The following is a 16,874-nucleotide window of genomic DNA, read 5'->3' on the forward strand; positions in this document are numbered from 1 at the left end:
GTAAAGCTCCCCGCTCCGCCACGCCCCGCCGGTGCCTCCCCCGAAAGCGGCTCCTCGCCCCCTCCCGCTCGGTAGGCGGCGAGGGGCGCTGCCGCGAAGGCGGCGTCGTCGGAATTAATGAAACGGAGCACGCGGGCCGGAACCCCGCCGACGACGCTCCCCGGCGGGACGTCGCGCAGCACCACGGCGCCGGCGCCCACCACGGAATTTTCGCCGATGGTCACGCCGCCGGCGATGGAGGCGCCCATGCCGATCCAGACGTTATTTTCGATGGTGATGGGGCGGCCGTATTCGAGGCGCGTGGCGCGCAGAGCTGGGTCGATGGGATGCGAGGCGCAGGAGAGGGTGACGAGCGGGGCGATGAGCACCCCGGCGCCGATGCGCACCGGGCACAGGTCCAGAATCACCGCACCGGTATTAATAAAAGAACCCTCCCCCAGGCTGATATTTACCCCGTAATCGCAGGTGAAGGGGCGCACGATCTGCGCGCCGGCCCCGAAACTACCGAGGAGTTCGCGCAGGATGTGGCTCGCGCGCGGGCTGCCCCAGGCGGCGTCGGCGTTGAATTCTTCCAGCAGCGCGATGGCGCGTTCGCGCACCCGCGCCTGGGTGGGACCCCAACGGTAGAGCCGGCCTTCCACCATGCGCCGCCATTGCACGTCTGTTTCTTCGCCCGGAAGCGGGCAGCGGGAGCGTTCGGGCAGCTCAGCGACGTGCGGGCGGGCGATATGGCGCGGGTTGCGAGGAGTTTCTGGCATTTTTCTTCCTTAATTTGATGCGCGGCGGTAGCAACGGTGCGCAGTGGTAGCGACGGTCGAAAAGTAGTACGACGACGCCCGTGCGGGGCGAGTAGTGACCTACCCGCCCCGCACGACCCCAGAGGAGTGCAATTCCGGAGATTGGGAACCCCAGCCTGCATCACGAGCCAAGCCCATTAGCCTTGGCACGCTGTTTTACGCTCAACGTGAGCAGTCCGATGGCATCCCGTAATGGGCTTACCTCGACGAGCCTCCTTACTTGGTGGACTTGATCATGGCAATAGCTACGCATCCCACCATCGCGAGAACAATACTCGCCGGGAAAATCGCATGGTAGCCAGCGATACCGATGACAGCAGAGGCAATCAGTGGGCCGATAATCTGCGATCCGCTTTGCGCGAGATTCAGAATTCCTAGATCTTTCGCGGCAGTCTCTGGGTTCGGAAGAACTTCCAAATTCAGCGCCTGATCAACGGCATTGAATGCGCCGTTACCGATACCAGCTCCGACAATTGCGTAGGCAATCATTGCCCACGGATATGGGAAAATCCACGGGAAAACTAAACCGATAGCAATTAGGAATGCCGACACAATTACGGGCATCTTCCGGACAGCAAGCTTGTCGGAAAGCGGACCAATAATGGCCGCAACGATTACACCCACCACCATCAGACATAGAGACATGATCGTAATAGTCGATTGTGTTGTACTGTCGTCCGCACCAATGTAATCGGTGAAGATGTACAGCTGATAACCCGTAATCGCAAATCCAGCCGCCAAGATAAACAAGCGCCCAAATAGTGCCAGGTAGAAATCCCGACAATGCTTGGTTGGGAACATGAAATTCGTAAGGAATGTCTCCTTATTGAAGTTCTTCTTCGGCATGCTTGCGCTAGACGGCTCCCGAATAATCGTTGCGGAGATCGGCGCCGCACAGAACACTAGAACTGCCATGACGATGTATCCCATTCGCAGATCCTTAAGGAACTGCGCTCCAATGAGCTGACCCGAAGCCATGCCCACCGTAAAACCGATGGCATACATTGCCGAAATTGTTCCGCGGAATTTAGGAGCAACCCGATCAGCAATTGTTGCTAGCAGCGGCGCGACAAGCGAATTCAAGAAGACCTGATAGACACACCAATTGAGAATCAGAAGTGGTACTGACGGCGAGTAGTACACAAGCATTGTCGCCGCGGCAGTACCGACTGATCCCACCCATAACCAAGGCGTTCGTTTACCGAACCTTGATCTAGTCAAGTCGGAAAAAGCCCCGATAATGATATTGGCGAGGGTTGCCGTCACCATCGCAAATGTTGCGAGGGTCGCGACAACCACTTCCTTTTGATCAGGTGCAATCTCGACAACCTTGGCAGGAAGTAAAAGAGCATTGATCCCCAAGTACGGGACGATCCAGAGGAGCGCGCCGATCGTGACGCCAACGCCGACTCGGTAAGGTGGCTTGGTTTGCCCACTAAAGGGATCTTTTGCATGCTCTGATACTGCGGCAGGATCCGCACGATTCTCTTTCCGTTCCATTTCAGTTCCTTTCGGGAATCTCGACGGAGAGAGCCAAAGCGTCTGGGGCACCGCGATATTGCGCAGCCTCGAGTACTACCCCGGTTGGGAGTGGGTCGAACTCCGCTGACTGTTCGTTCCACTCACACAGTGGCCACAGATCGATATCTATTGTCGTCGTCACCGATTCACCGGGAGCGAGCAATACCGAAGTGAATCCCAGCAACTCGCGCACACCACCGGAAACAGAACCGTAAATCTGGGCTACTCCATGAGCTAGTCGGTACCCATCGTTACCGATAGTTACACGAACCTTACCCGTAGTTTCGCTTGCGCTAACAAGCTCGAAGTCGCTCAACGAGAAAGTGGTGTACGTTATGCCCCATCCGAGCGGGAAGAGCGGTTCCTCACCTATCTCATCGAGGAGCCTCGACCCGAACTTATCGTCATAAGTAATAGCCGTAGCGTTAATATCAAGAGGCGCAGTATGCTCCTGCTTCTTCGGCATTACATAGGGAAGACGTCCGCCCGGAGCGCGCTCACCAGAGAGTACAGCTCCCAGCGCGTTACCGCCTTCTTGTCCCGAATACCACGCGAGCATGACAGCCGGAACTGAATCAATCCAATCGGTCATAATAACGGCGCCTGCCGTCACCACGGAGACTACAACCTTTTCGTTCAGATCCACGACCCGGCGTATAAGGTCGGTGTCTCCCTCCGGAAGCGCAAGGCTAACGCGATCACCACCAGCTGTCGCGCCGCCAACAACAGATTGGCCTTCGGCACCACTCTTGGCGAAAGCTTCCGCAATACGCTTCTCTTCTTCCGTCACGGGTTCGGGATACAGCTTAAGAAGGTCATCACGCTGCATTACGGTACCATCAACAAACTCGCCCTCTTCTAGCGCTGTATACCCAACAACCGCGATTACTAAATCAGCGGTTCTTACCTGAGAGTCAAACTCGTCAGAGTCCATGTCAGCCAATACAACATTTGCAGCGGGGAAACTCCTCTTAATACCCTCGTAGGGTGTAACCACGTACGGAGCATCTACCTTCGAGGAACCGTTATCACCGGTGTTGGCAAGGTCTGCAAGTCTTCCAACAACCAGGATAGTGCCAGAGAAGTCTCGCGAGACCGGCAGCAACCGCGCACCATCAATCGAATCATTCTTCAATAAAGTCATCGACTGTGCGGCCGCATCAAAAGCCAGTTTTGCGTGTTCGGGGGAGGCAATCACTTCCTTCGAAGGCACCTCGCCTAGATTTGCGTAGTGCTTCAGAACAGTACGGATAATCCGAATTCCAGCACGCTTTACCGCTTCCCAGCTTGTTTCACCATTTGCAATCCGCTCAAGCATCCCGTCTTTACGCTGTTGAGCAAAGGGCGCTTCAATATCAAGTCCTGCCTCCAGAGCCTTCGCCGGATCACGCATGCCCCAGACAAAATCGGTGATGACAAAACCTTCAAAGCCCCAGATATCACGGAGGATTTCGGTAAGCATCTTCCGATTCTGACCACCCCATTCGCCGTTTACAGAGTTGTAGCAGGACATAACTGACGCAACTCCGGATTTGATAATCTTTCGGAAGTGCGGCAGATAATGCTTATGCAGGTCCTTGTCAGAACACGTTACGTCTACAGAGAAGCGCGCATTTTCCATGGAATTCAACGCATAGTGCTTAACACACGCCATCGCATTCTTCTGGATACCCTTGGCAAACGCCGAGCCCATATTGCCGAGGATCACCGGCTCTTCCGAATAGGTTTCTTGGGCGCGTCCCCAGGCTGGGTTCCGTGGAAGATTGACACACACCCCACCAAAGAAGTTTCCACTGTTGGCTCGAACCTCTTCTCCGATGGCTTCACCAACTCGTTCTTCCAAGTTGGTATCCCAAGTAGCTCCGCGAGCCATCGAAACTGGGAAGGCCGTCGCAGTTCCAACAGCGCATCCACGCGGACCATCGATGAACCGGATGCCCGGGAATCCGATCCTCTCTACGGCACCCATAACAAATGGTTGCGCGTTGTAGCCAACATCGGGCCCCATCATCGCATCGATACCTTGCCAGAACGGCACACTGCCCTGCAGTAAGGCGATACGTTCATCTTCCGTTAGTGCATCGTAAATATCATGCGCGACCGCGTTTGCGGACCCACCATTCTTTACATCGGATACATAATCGCTAAATTGCTTAGCCTTCACGATTCTCACTCCTTTGTGAATTGGACGATTAGGTATTTCTTGTTATCCAGTTATGTCTTCTAATTAGTGGCCAACAATGGCCCGCGTCGCTCTCGCGTCCTCGCGAGGGTTTCCGTACAAGACCGGTTCCGCAGTACTTCAAAAACAGGAACCTCCTTTCTTCGACTGCGGACACCGGCGATTAGCCAATAAGGTGGCGCATGGCCTGCTGGTAGAGCTCAACGTAGTGGTATTCGCGCGCGGCCAAAGCTGCGACGTCGTACTTCTCCGCCCGTACATCATCCAGGCTCTCACCTTCGGCCACGGTCGGTTCAGCCAGTTCGGGAACCGAGGCAGCTTCCATGATTTCCTGAGTGCGCGGGTCGGCGCGGAAGGCCTTCGCCTTCTCCGCGAGCATGAGGTACATTTCCATATTCGCGGCCGCGGATTCCCACACACCTTCGAGGCCTTCGGTACGCGAGGGCTTGTAATCGAAGTGGATGGGGCCTTCGTAGCGCGGGCCGCCATTGGAGAAGCCGTTGACCAGCAGGTCCACCGTGAAGAAGGCGGAAGCCAGATCGCCGTGACCGAAGCACTTGTCCTGGTCGTAGCGCGGGCCGGCCTGGCCGTTAAGGTCGATATGGAAGAGCTTGCCAGCGTTGAGGGCCTGGGCCAGCCCGTGGGTGTAGTTGAGGCCGGCCATCTGCTCGTGCCCGGTTTCCGGGTTGAGGCCAACGATATCGCCATTATCCAGCTCAGCAATAATGCCGAGGGCGTGGCCGATGGTGGGCAGGAAGATATCACCGCGCGGTTCGTTCGGCTTGGGTTCCAGGCCGATCTTGAGATCGTAGCCCTTTTCCTTAATGTAGCCGGCTACCGTATCCAGGCCTTCCTTGTAGCGCTCGAAAGCGGCGTTGAGGTCCTTGGAAGAATCGTATTCGGTGCCTTCGCGCCCGCCCCACATCACGAAGGTGGTGGCGCCGACTTCCGCGGCCAGATCCACATTACGCAGGATCTTCTGGAGGCCGAAGCGCCGGATTGAGCGGTCGTTATTGGTGAAGCCGCCGTCCTTGAAGATGGGATGGGAGAAGGTGTTCGTGGTGACCATTTCGATGGTCAGGCCGTTGGCATCGGCCGCTTCCTTGACCTTGCCCACCCGCTCGGCACGCTCGGCATCGCTGGCGTCAAAAGCGAAAACGTCATTGTCATGGAAAGTGATACCCCAAGCGCCCAGCTCGGCGAGCTTTTCCGTGTAGACCCACGGATCCAGCGCCGGGCGGGAATCCCCGCCGAAGGGATCGGTTCCGGTCCACCCCACGGTCCACAGACCGAAGGAGAACTTATCTTCTTTTGCAGGCTTTCTCATCATTCCTCCTTGCGTAGCCGAACTCCTTTGTTCTACCTCTAAACTAAGGGCGCGAAAACCGTGCGTCAAGGGGGTGGAAATCAAGATATTTTGATTTGGCTCAAAACAAAGCGTAAGTCAAACTTATTGCGAGCCGATTCACACATAGCTTCTGTGGCTAGACGCCAGGGAAACCGCTTAAATCCTCTATCAAATCATTAAAAATCCATAGACAAGCGCCTATTGCCGCCGATATCTCACCCTTTCGATTCACAATGAGTTCAATATCTTTCCAATGCGACGAAAGCACACGGTACTTCAATTCAGCTTTAAGAATCGTCTCAAAACATGGATATAAATCTACGAAAGTCCCGCCAAAGAAAACCGTGTCCAGATCAAGAAGATTTAGCGTATTCGCGAGCGCTAGGCCTAGGGCGAGAGCTCCAGCGTCCATCGCATCCCGAGCAGTTTCACTTCCCTCTCGGAAAAGCTCAATTAGCTTCGACAGTTCGGTGCCCTCAGGAAGACCTGCATTTCGCACTAATCCCGATTCGCCAACATACTGTTCTAAACAACCATTAGAACCGCAGTTGCATTTCGGTCCTGATCGGTCGACACAAACATGCCCAAACTCTCCAGCCCAGCCATGAGAGCCACCCAGACGCCGACCCTTTTCGTACACCGCAGCACCAACACCGACCTCACCGGAAACATAAAGGAAATCCCTATAGTTTGATACTTTTCCGGGAGCTGAATGGAGAACAGAGTACCCCGCAGCATCAGCCTCGTTAAAAAGACGAAATCCCCCAAAACATCCCAGTTGGGCAAAAGATAGTTCTTTCATCTGAACGCCCGTCCAGCCCAGGTTTGGGGCAGTCAATACCGTCGCACCATCATCGGCAATCAAGCCCGGAACGCAAAGCCCTGCACCGAGAACTCTGACAGCTTTGGGTTGCTTCCATTGCCCGTAAATCTTCTCAAGTTCTTTCAAGGCACCACTTGGACCTAAGTGACGTGTGCTCATTTTTTTGATTTGCGAGTAGAGGAGTTTTCCGGAGAGGTCCATCACAGCAACAGACAAATAAGCCACATTGACCTCGCAACCAACGACAGCATGCCGCGATGTACGAGGCACAAGGGGAGATGCGGGACGCCCGATTGCTGATTTTACCGGTGGCAGTTCGCTAATAATGTCGCAGTCTAGGAGTGAGTCTACTAAGCGAGAAACCGTGGCGCGCGTAAGACCGGTGGAAGCTGCAACATCGGCACGTGATGGGGGGACTTTACTGGAGAGGATCGTCTTTAGGACAAGTTTAGTGTTATCCATCCGGAGCGAGGTGGGCGTTTTGCCACTTTTCCCCATCAGCTACCCTCCCGTGTCGTTTTGACAAACTACTAGACAGCATAAACCGCCTGGCGGTTTTTTACGATCACCCCATTCCTAGCTAACAGCCGAGGCTCTACCGCGTCCGAGCCATTCTTCGTACGGTTCGTCTCCTTTCGCGTTTCACAGCAATACAACAATCACCTTTTATTATTTTCACGGCAACTACGAGCCCACGAGGCAATCCCTTGTTTCGACGACATGAACGGGTAAAGGGTCGCCTGATAAGCATGATAGAGGTCCGGTTGTCCTGGCCACGTGTAAGTTACAGGAGCGTTGCTTCTATCAACTTCATGGAACCAACCACCACCAGGTTTGTCTACGATTGCCGAATCAATCCAACGCCAAATACGTTCGTACAGCTTAGATAGTCCAGCATCCGGGCTCTCCTCGTACAGGAAGCGAGTAGCGCCAGCCCCTTCGGCGGGTGGCCACCAGAATTTTTCCGTAACCACAGGGGACCCATCCCAATCAACGGTGTAAACAAATCCTCCCTCTCGGGTCCACCCATCTTCGAATGCTCCCTTCACAAGGTTTTTCGCCGCTGCGAGCATCCAATCCTGCTCAATTCCTGCACCACGAATTTGCATAAGCAGTTTCGCCCACTCCAGCCAGTGTCCAGGTTGCGATCCGTAAGGACGGAACGCATGTCGCGGATCGTCACGGTTGTAGTCACGCAACGGATGCCACTCTTCATCGAAGTGCTCTGGGATGCGCCAACTTCCTTGTTCGCTAGATACGGCCTGACCCACCGTATTCTCCGCAATACGACTAGCACGTTTGAGGAATTCCTTATCGTTTGTAGCCTCATATGCAGCTAGAAAAGCTTCAGTCAGATGCATATTTGCATTTTGGCCCCGATAGGTATCAAGGTCTGTAAATGTCCGATCATAGGCTTCGACGCAGCGCCCCTCGTCATCAAGCCAGTATTTCGTATCGATTAAGTCGATGGATTCTTCGAGTAGTTTTACCGCACCGGGGATGCCCGCAAGAGTTGCCGAGGCTGCAGCAAGCATAATATGGGCCTGACCGTAGAGCTCTTTCCGATCCGATGGGGTATTACCTCCCACGGTGGCATACCACCCACCATATTCGCGATCCTTGCCCGGCCCATCTAAGTAAAAACGCACACCTTGTTCAGCCAGTTTTTCCGCACCTTGCCGACCGAGCATTGTGGCGACCGCGAAACTGTGGATCATTCGCGCCCCGAGATACAGTTCAGCACCCCGTTCAGGCATAGGATTGCCATCTCGATCCAGATAAGCGAACCCCAGATCCGATGACTGCCACACCCGCGGCTGGAAATGATCCAAAAGCCTCTCGCGCTCACATAAAAGGTACTCCTGGTGGGTTACATCAGAAAACGCTGGAGTTTCAGACGAATTTAACTGAGATGAGAAAACAGGCATCGTGTCGACTTCCTTGTCCCTAACGACATTGACGCCTCTATTGTATTCCACTCGAGCCTCTGTCGGGCAAAAGACAAAAACATTAGTTCCCGGCGGCAACAAACACTGATAGACTATTTCTTAGTTAAAGCTAACGTCACCCACAGAATAGTCAAAGGAGACATAGTGGCACTTGTAGCGGGTGTAGATTCTTCTACTCAGTCAACAAAAGTTCTCATTGTCAACACAGATAACGGCGCAGTTGTTCGGATGGGCACTTGTCCTCATCCTTCAGGAACCGAAGTAGATCCTAACGAATGGCTTACAGCTTTGAGAACAGCTATCCAAAAAGCTGGTGGAATAAGCGACGTATCTTCCATTTCCATCGCCGGCCAACAGCATGGCCTAGTCGCATTGGATGCGAACGGCGATGTTATTCGGCCCGCGCTTCTCTGGAATGACACGCGTTCCGGGCCAGGTGCTGCCGCGCTTGTTGATGAGTTGGGGCCCGAATTTTGGGCAAAAGCGACCGGTTCCGTTCCCGTCGCTTCCTTGACGGTCTCCAAACTCCGTTTTCTCGCCGATAGCGAGCCTCACAATGCCGCTCGGATCAAGGCGATATGCCTACCTCACGACTGGTTAACATGGAAATTATCTGGGTCAACAAGGCTATCTGAGCTTACAACTGACCGCAGCGATGCATCTGGGACAGGATATGTAGACTGCCTAACTGACGAATACCGCTATGATATCCTCGCGCATGCTCTACACATCACCACCGAAAAAGCTAAGGATATAATTCTTCCCCGAATTGTTCCCTATAACCAAAGCGTTGGAACTGTCGCACAGGAATGGATAACCGACAAACCTTCCAGTCAACAAATTCTAATTGGCCCCGGAATGGGTGATAACGCCGGATCGGCATTTGGTCTTAACCTTCAAACTAACCAGGCATCAATCTCCATCGGAACCTCCGGCGTTATCGCGACGATTTCCGACACCCCTATTCAAGATCCGCGTTTCGGTGTTACCGGGTTTTCAGATACCACAGACAAATGGCTACCGCTTGCCTGCACCCTCAATGGTGCCCTCATCCAGGACTACTTCCGCAAGATCCTAAACGTGAGCTTTGAAGAGTTAGGCACCCTTGCCGAACGAGCACAACCGGGAGCCCAAGGCATTACCTTGGTTCCTTATTTCCAAGGAGAAAGAACACCCAATCTGCCTTACGCAACCGCGCATATCGCGGGGCTCACCTCTCATAATTTCACACGTGAAAACCTCGCCCGTGCGGCCTACGAGGGTCTTGCTTGCCTAATGCGCGGGGCGCTCGAAGCTCTTCGCGGCGGAGGAATATCAGTCAATGATGCCATGCTTATCGGCGGAGGCGCACAATCAGAAACGCTCAACCAGATTCTTGCGGATGTTCTCGAAATTCCTATTAGCGTTCCGCGAACTTCCGAATACGTCGCTAGGGGTGCAGCGCGGCAAGCCGCCGTGGTTGCGGGTATTCCTGAGAATACTAACTCCTGGTCCCCGGACATTACCCAAACATACAAGCCGCGAGAGAATAAAAGCGTCTGGGAACGCTATAGAGCCGTCTCCGAGTCAATTCGTAAAAGCTACCCGACCTTTCGTCCTGAATCAGCCTGACTGTAAATCGCAATAGCGACCGTACTACTTCATCATTTATCAATCGGAGAACGCGGGACATGATTCTTTCTTACGATCGCACTTCCACACGCGGACAGGTTACGTTAAAAGTATCTACAATCGGCGCCACCCTTCTCAGCTATCAAATAGCTGGGACCGAGTTTATAGACGGTTATCTCAGCGAAGATGAGTTGCAAACACAAGATGGTTTCAGATCTGCCGTGTTGGCGCCCTGGTCAGATCGACTTTGTGACGGAAGATATTCTTCCGCTATCTACAAGGACGACGGTGTAGGTGACCGTCCACGCATTGATGAGAGCCCCGGCCCGTTCGCTGCCGATCACATTTTCTCGGCAAAAAACCCGAAGTATGAACCTGGCATTCACGGTCTTGTTTACGACAAAGATTTCAAGGTTGTCGAGAACAGCTCCGAAGCTCTTAGGTTAGAGCTTCATCTGGAATCCGAACCTGGATACCCCTTTGAACTACTAATCTCCGTAAGTTTCGAGATAACACCCGATGGAGACCTCGTCACACGAATAAGCGCGCAGAATCAATCTCTTATCGCCTGCCCAATCTTTATCGGTTGGCATCCATATTTTCTTCTTGACGGCCCTCTAGGGCAAGCCGACCTACGCATATATGGATCTTCAGTAGTGAAAACCGACGACGACCTCATTCCCCTTCCAGGAAACGCTGCATTTAAACCGATACAAAGTCCCGCGCCTGGGAAAGTCTCGACCTATGCGGACGTGGGGTACACCCACCTGAAAAACCTCCAAGATATTGAGCACTGCAATCCCCCTACAGGTGCGATTACATTGCTTGACGGCAAAGATTCGAGGGATTTTTCAGGTTATGCCCATCTGAACACCGGGAACCGCTCAATTCACATGTACGTGAATTTTGGAGCCGATCTTCCGTTGCGCACTTTCCATGTGTTCACCGGTCATAACCTCAAGCGAAATCCTCTTACTTCAATTGCCATCGAACCATGTCAGGCTATCGTTAATGCCTTCAACCGGAATGATGTCGGAAATAAACTTGTACAACCAGGAGATAGCAGGCAAATGCGTACTCTCATCCAAGCCAGGATCGAAGGATCGTCTTCTACAACCGACCCGATGTGCAGTTAAATTCTTCCGCCGTCACGCTCAAATGTGGTCAGTGCTTCAATTGAGAGTGGATTATTTACCAGCATCTCGGCTACTGAGAGCGAGATCGTAACATCATCTGCACCAGCTGCAAACGCCGCTGATACATCTTCAAGTTTCCGAAGTGACGCCGCGAGGATACGAGTTTTTGTATCAGATATAATCCGAGCCATACGTTTGAGCTCCAATTCCGGATCTTTGCCAATGTCACGCATTCTGCAAAAATACGGAGCAAGTCCCCACAACCCTAATTCTCCAGCAATAGCAGCCTGTGTAGAGTCATAAACCGCCGTAAGCAGCACTTCATATCCTTCGTTGGTCACTTTAGCCGCAACAGATAGCCCCTCAAGCGTCGCCGGAATTTTAACCACAACGTCATCGCCTAGACTTAGAATTTGACGAGCAGACTCCTCAATCTCACTCTCAGTACACCCTGCGGTTTGGAAGAATAATCGATCAAAACCAAATTCTTGGAGAGTGCGATAAAGCTCTGGGATATCCTGCTGGCGCAACCCCTGCCGCGCCAAAATGGTAGGGTTCGATGTCACTCCAGAAAAAACTCCTGTTGATGCATACTTACGCATCTGCGCGCAATCGGCACTATCAAAATAGATCGCCATTTTATCTCTCTCATTCGTGATTGCTATCCGGACCGTTTTGACGTATCGGCAAAGAACACTCGTATCATAGTGAGCCACGCTCATTCAGAGACGTTACCTTTTCTTCAAAGACAATTAGCTTTTCTACTAGCTACCATATCGAGATAACGCGAGAATCTGTCGCTTCGCCCGCGCTCGGCTTTCGGCGTAAATGTAGATGAAATCGTAGGTCGAACCCGGGCCCGAACGGCGTTAATCGAATCACCCGTCATCACCGCCAACGCCTGGACACACGCGCCCCTAGCAGTTGCTTCTGTCAATTCTAGACGGGAGACCGGCTCACCCATAAAGTCTGCCAATAACTGACAGTAGACATCCGACTTTGCACCTCCACCCACAGCAACATTTACACCGTTGATACCCGAACCTAGAGCCCGTATTTTTCTTGATCCGGCATACAAACCCATTACAACGCCCTCGAAGGCAGCGAAGGCTAGATCCTCGCGTGTCGTACCGTTTGTTAGCCCCTCAAGCAATCCGGTTGCGTTCGGTATCGACGGAGAACGTTCACCATCAAAAAATGGAACCAGCAGTGGCGTATTACAAGAAACGCTCATCGATTCCGCCAGGTTGCCTAGCTCCTGAACGGATACTCCTAGCCATTTCGCCACCGTATCCGTCACTTTCGTCGAGTTGAGCGTGCACGTTAATGGCAACCAACCACCTGTGGCATTACAAACTCCGTCAACATCGCCAGAATAATCGCGAACCGGTGTAGGAGATGAACTAAAAGTGACTCCCGATGTGCCAATTGAAAAACACATATCGCCGTCGTCGAGACCTATGCCGACCGCACCAAGATGCTGGTCGCCACCCCCAACCGCCACAATGACGTCAGAGGCAAGTCCTAGGTCTACGGCCGCTTCAGGAGATATTGAGCCTACAGCCTCCGACGGTTCGAGAACTTCGGGGAAAACATCATGCCAAGATCGGGAAGGAATCCCCTTCCCTTCCTTCCCAAACGCGTTGCTTATAACGTCAGACACCAAGTCGAAGAGATAGACGTTTCTCAAACCATCGAAATAACCAGTCCCAGAGGCCTCGCTCCGGTCTGTCACAAATTGACCAGTTAAGCGATAGGTTAGGTAATCATGCGGAAGCAAGATTTTAGAAATCCGCTCCAACGTATCTACTTCATGACGCGCGAGCCAGAGTAACTTTGAAACCGTATGTGCAGCATTCGGAACGAAACCAACTTTTTCTACCCAGAATTCTTTACCATACGTTTCAACGAGCATCTCTGCTTCAAGTGCAGAGGTCGTGTCATTCCACAGTTTCGCCGGTCTAATGACTGTGCATTCTCGATCTAAAGGCACAAGTCCATGACACTGACCTGCAACTGAGATAGCTCGAATCTTGCACACTTCAAGACCACGCGCATGGAGGAGGCCCATCCCTTTTACTAGAGAGTCCCACCAGGTCTCCGGATTCTGTTCCGACACTGGTGGCTGAGTAGCCGGTAGCGGATTTGACACGCAATCAACTACGTGAAACGTCTCCACATCCCGCACTTCTAAGGTTACGGATTGGGTTGAACAGTCAATCCCAAGGACAAAGGACACTTTCATCGATCCAATCTGTTGAGCTCTTCAGGTGCCGTCTGCATTTTTCCAACTGCGCCCGCCGGATGAATTTCAAGCGTTTCTTTCCACGATCTCTTACGTAAACGCATAAGCACATAAGCCAACGCATCACCCCACACCCCGGAAACCAGCGTTGATCCCATGGCGATAACGTTGCCCGGATCCGCTTGATCGGGCGTGTGTAAAAGGACAGTTACGTCAGCCAGTCCAGCAAGTTCCGAAGACTCGTTCTCAGTCAACGCTACAATTTTCGTTCCCTTTTCTCGCAAAATCGAGCAGAGCTGATTAAGCTCGTCGGATCCGCCTCCTTTAGAAATCGCAAAAACAACATCGTCTTTGGTGATAGCCCCCATGGTGCCGTGGAGACAGTCCATCGGGTGAAGGAAAACCGCTGGCGTACCAGATACGGATAAAAGATGAGCCATTCGGCGACCGGCATGTCCAGAAGTTCCCGCTCCGGTAACTATAACTTTTCCTGTCATACGCAAACATAAGTCTGCCACCTCTATAAAAGAGTTGTTCAGTAACTGCGCTACTCCAGCAACTGCCCTAGCTTCCCGTTCAATTTGTTGACATGCAGCTTCCAAAACAGCCTGGTTTTTCATGTTTTATTCTTCCCTAAGTGAAGGTGGGGTGCGAGGGCCACGGTTGAGCAGCCTCACACCCCACTATCTTTTGAACCTATTCAGAAATCTCTTGCCACGCCATCTCACGGAGCCGCGTAACGTTTAGATCTCCCGCAGGAACTCCCGATTGGACAACTCGGCCATGCGCGAAAACAGTCACATCATCGCAAAGCTCAAGAATCTCTTCTTCCTCGGACGATACGACCATGACAGCAAGACCCTCTTCATGCGCGAGTTCCCGGACGATTCTATGAATTTCAGCTTTGACACCAATATCCACGCCCTTTGTTGGTTCGTCTAGCATCAGAATCTGCGAGTCTTCCATTATGACTCGAGCTAGGAGGACTTTCTGCTGGTTACCCCCAGAAAGCGACTCTATCGACGCCTCGACATTACCTCGCACCTTTAAAGCGTCAAACTGTTGTTTCGACGCCTTCCGTGCCTTCCTGCGGTCAAGGAATCCAGGTTTAGAGTACCGGTCTGTAATTGGGAGTGTGGCATTTCGATAGCTATTTAACTGAGGAACAATCCCATCAAGTTTCCTTTCCTCTGTGAGATAAGAAAACCCAGCTTTCTGCGCGCTTTTCGGGTTCTTAGGCTTATACGGGTCCCCATTAACCGTAAATTCACCCGACTCATATTCGTCAGCCCCGTAAATACAACGCATGGCCTCGGTCCGCCCAGATCCGATTAACCCGTAGAACCCATGGACTCGACCCGGATAAACATCGAACGACACACCTTTATGGGCTGCTGAACGCAGATTCCGAACAGAAAGTGCAGGTACGCCTTCCGGCACCTTCCCTTGCCGTTCACGAACAGTAGCGCTAGTTTCAACGGACACATCTGTGCCCGCATTCACTTCACCGGCGATCGCGGTTACAACCTCTGCATGCGAAACCTCGTCCGCCCTTCCCGAAATCCTTACCTTACCGTCAACGAGAGCAACGATTTTATCGGCCACGGCGTACAGCTCATCAAGTTTGTGGTTGACGAGTACAATCCCGATACCTTCTTTTTTAGAAAGATCACGCACCCACTCCAGGAAACTCTCTACCTGATCACCTTCGAGCGACGTTGTTGGCTCATCCAGGAGCAAATAGCGCGTGTTTCGAGTTGTAGCAATAGCAATCTCCATCAGTTGCCGAGTCGCAACGGGGTAGCTCCCTACCTTACGATCAACGTCAACATCAATTCCGTATTTCTCCATAAGAGACCTGGCGGATTTTCGCATAGCTGACCGGTCGAGGTTAGGGCCTTTTCTAACTTCTCTCCCTAAGAACGTATTCTCGGTCACCGAGAGATTAGGAAGAAGGGAAAGCTCCTGGTAAACAGTAGCTACCCCGTGTGAAAGGGCATCTGAAGGGGAAGCGAAGGTTACTTTCTCCCCGTCCACTTCAAGGTAACCATCATCATTACGGTATGCACCTGAAAGTACTTTAAGCAGAGTCGATTTTCCCGCTCCGTTATGCCCGACGAGCCCCACGACTTCGCCAGGGTGAACCGTTAAAGAAACACCGGAGAGAGCGGGTGTACCCGCAAAAAGCTTCCAAATATCGACCGCCTTGAGGGACCGCTTACTCCCCGGCGTTTCCAACGTTGTCATCTTTTACCCCAATTCTCCTTCACCAGGGGTTTGGCCCTTCTCGAACTGCTTAAGCGACTGCAATAGCTCACTCTCAACAGACTTACCTTGCTTATATTCTGCGATTTGTTGCACCAGGATGCGTCCGTACTCTTCAGGCTCCTGGGCGACGCAACCGGGGTAAGCATCAGTGAGGGTTTCACCCGCGGCACAGAAACCGTAGACCTTAATGTCCTTACCAGATGCCTGGACAGCCTGCAGTGCGCCATACGCGGCAGGCCCAGTCGACGCGAAAATTACGTTAATGTCAGGGTTACCCTGAATCATCGCAGATGTAACATTGAGTGAATCATCTGGTTTAACATTGCCGTCGACTTCCGCAACGTCCTTGGCATTCGGGTTGCTCTTCATCTTTTCCCGGAAGCCAAGATCGCGCTGAACCACAGGCAATTCATCCGGTTCAGTAACGTACCCAATGTTCAGCTTTGCGTCGGCACCAAAATCGGCAAGAACCTTCTCTGCCATCTGGACGCCACCCTCATGGTTGTTGGCGCCCACATACTGCACGACACTCGCACCTTGGGCGTTTAATGCATCAGGATCGACAATAATATTCACAGTGAACACCGGCACCCCTGCATCATTAGCTGCCTTGACGATTGCAGCCGCGGGTTCGGACTTCACTGGGTTAAGCGCCAAAGCACAGGGATTCTTCTGCAACATAGCCTGAGCTTGAGCAAGCTGGTTTGCATCGTCGTCATTGGCAATCTGGACTTCAACATTGAACCCCTTCGCCTTGCCTTCTTCTTCAAATCCTCGCTTCATTGCGACGTAGTACGGATTCTGCTGGTTAGGAAGCAACACTGCGAGGTATGGATTCTCAGCGTTACAAGCTTCAGGAATCTGAACGCTTGCCTTACCGGTTTCGCCAGTGCCACCACTATTTTCACCGGTTCCGGTATCGACTCCCCCGCAGGCTCCCATTGTCGCGGCAAGAGCTGTCGCACCAATAGCTGCAAAGAGCTTCTTTTTCATG

13 protein-coding genes are annotated in these 16,874 nt (G+C 52.6%); 2 read left to right on the forward strand and 11 right to left on the reverse strand.

Translation table 11 applies throughout. The features are described 5' to 3' along the window. The 6 genes from CZ322_RS00250 to CZ322_RS00275 form a co-directional block, all read right to left on the reverse strand. Window positions 1-758 (reverse strand): sugar O-acetyltransferase (locus CZ322_RS00250; RefSeq protein WP_200807156.1); only part of this gene is annotated, 758 nt, incomplete at its 3' end. Window positions 759-1,013: 255 nt separating this feature from the next. Continuing rightward, complete coding sequence (locus CZ322_RS00255; RefSeq protein ID WP_087069734.1) at window positions 1,014-2,297, reverse strand: MFS transporter; 1,284 nt, start codon at window positions 2,295-2,297, stop codon at window positions 1,014-1,016. Window position 2,298: 1 nt separating this feature from the next. Further along, window positions 2,299-4,482, reverse strand: coding sequence for a glycoside hydrolase family 3 protein (locus CZ322_RS00260; protein ID WP_087069735.1), 2,184 nt, complete (start codon window positions 4,480-4,482; stop codon window positions 2,299-2,301). A 181-nt stretch (window positions 4,483-4,663) separates the two neighbouring features. Then, window positions 4,664-5,830 (reverse strand): xylose isomerase, encoded by a 1,167-nt coding sequence (gene xylA / locus CZ322_RS00265; protein ID WP_087069736.1) that lies wholly within the window; start codon window positions 5,828-5,830, stop codon window positions 4,664-4,666. Between the two features lie 154 nt (window positions 5,831-5,984). Then, a complete protein-coding gene (locus tag CZ322_RS00270; protein ID WP_087069737.1) occupies window positions 5,985-7,169 on the reverse strand; it encodes an ROK family protein in 1,185 nt (394 codons plus the stop codon). Window positions 7,170-7,330: 161 nt separating this feature from the next. Then, a complete protein-coding gene (locus CZ322_RS00275) occupies window positions 7,331-8,599 on the reverse strand; it encodes an AGE family epimerase/isomerase (RefSeq protein ID WP_087069738.1) in 1,269 nt (422 codons plus the stop codon). Window positions 8,600-8,764: 165 nt separating this feature from the next. Between CZ322_RS00275 and xylB (CZ322_RS00280) the strand changes: the two genes are divergently transcribed. Beyond that, entirely contained in the window at window positions 8,765-10,231 is a 1,467-nt protein-coding gene (xylB, locus tag CZ322_RS00280; RefSeq protein WP_087069739.1) for a xylulokinase, read from the forward strand. 59 nt (window positions 10,232-10,290) lie between these two features. Next, window positions 10,291-11,367 carry an aldose 1-epimerase gene (locus tag CZ322_RS00285; protein WP_087069740.1) on the forward strand — a complete coding sequence of 359 codons (1,077 nt, stop codon included), beginning with the start codon at window positions 10,291-10,293 and terminating at the stop codon, window positions 11,365-11,367. Here CZ322_RS00285 and CZ322_RS00290 read toward each other — a convergent pair. The 5 genes from CZ322_RS00290 to CZ322_RS00310 form a co-directional block, all read right to left on the reverse strand. Then, window positions 11,364-12,005, reverse strand: a complete 642-nt coding sequence (locus CZ322_RS00290; RefSeq protein WP_159454958.1) for a transaldolase family protein — start codon at window positions 12,003-12,005, stop codon at window positions 11,364-11,366. The two genes, CZ322_RS00285 and CZ322_RS00290, sit on opposite strands and share 4 nt — an antisense overlap. Before the next feature lie 104 nt (window positions 12,006-12,109). Next, window positions 12,110-13,612 carry a xylulokinase gene (gene xylB, locus CZ322_RS00295; protein ID WP_087069742.1) on the reverse strand — a complete coding sequence of 501 codons (1,503 nt, stop codon included), beginning with the start codon at window positions 13,610-13,612 and terminating at the stop codon, window positions 12,110-12,112. Continuing rightward, entirely contained in the window at window positions 13,609-14,232 is a 624-nt protein-coding gene (locus CZ322_RS00300; RefSeq protein WP_087069743.1) for a KpsF/GutQ family sugar-phosphate isomerase, read from the reverse strand. The genes xylB (CZ322_RS00295) and CZ322_RS00300 overlap by 4 nt, the downstream gene beginning before the upstream one ends. A 76-nt stretch (window positions 14,233-14,308) precedes the next feature. Next, the gene (locus tag CZ322_RS00305) at window positions 14,309-15,859 is read right to left on the reverse strand and encodes a sugar ABC transporter ATP-binding protein (RefSeq protein ID WP_087069744.1); all 1,551 of its coding nucleotides are present in this window, start codon (window positions 15,857-15,859) and stop codon (window positions 14,309-14,311) included. A gap of 3 nt (window positions 15,860-15,862) precedes the next feature. After that, a complete protein-coding gene (locus tag CZ322_RS00310) occupies window positions 15,863-16,873 on the reverse strand; it encodes a substrate-binding domain-containing protein (protein ID WP_016442278.1) in 1,011 nt (336 codons plus the stop codon). Window position 16,874: the final 1 nt, after the last annotated feature.

The sequence above is a fragment of the Actinotignum timonense genome (genome assembly GCF_900155575.1).
GTDB classification, from domain to species: Bacteria; Actinomycetota; Actinomycetes; order Actinomycetales; family Actinomycetaceae; genus Actinotignum; species Actinotignum timonense.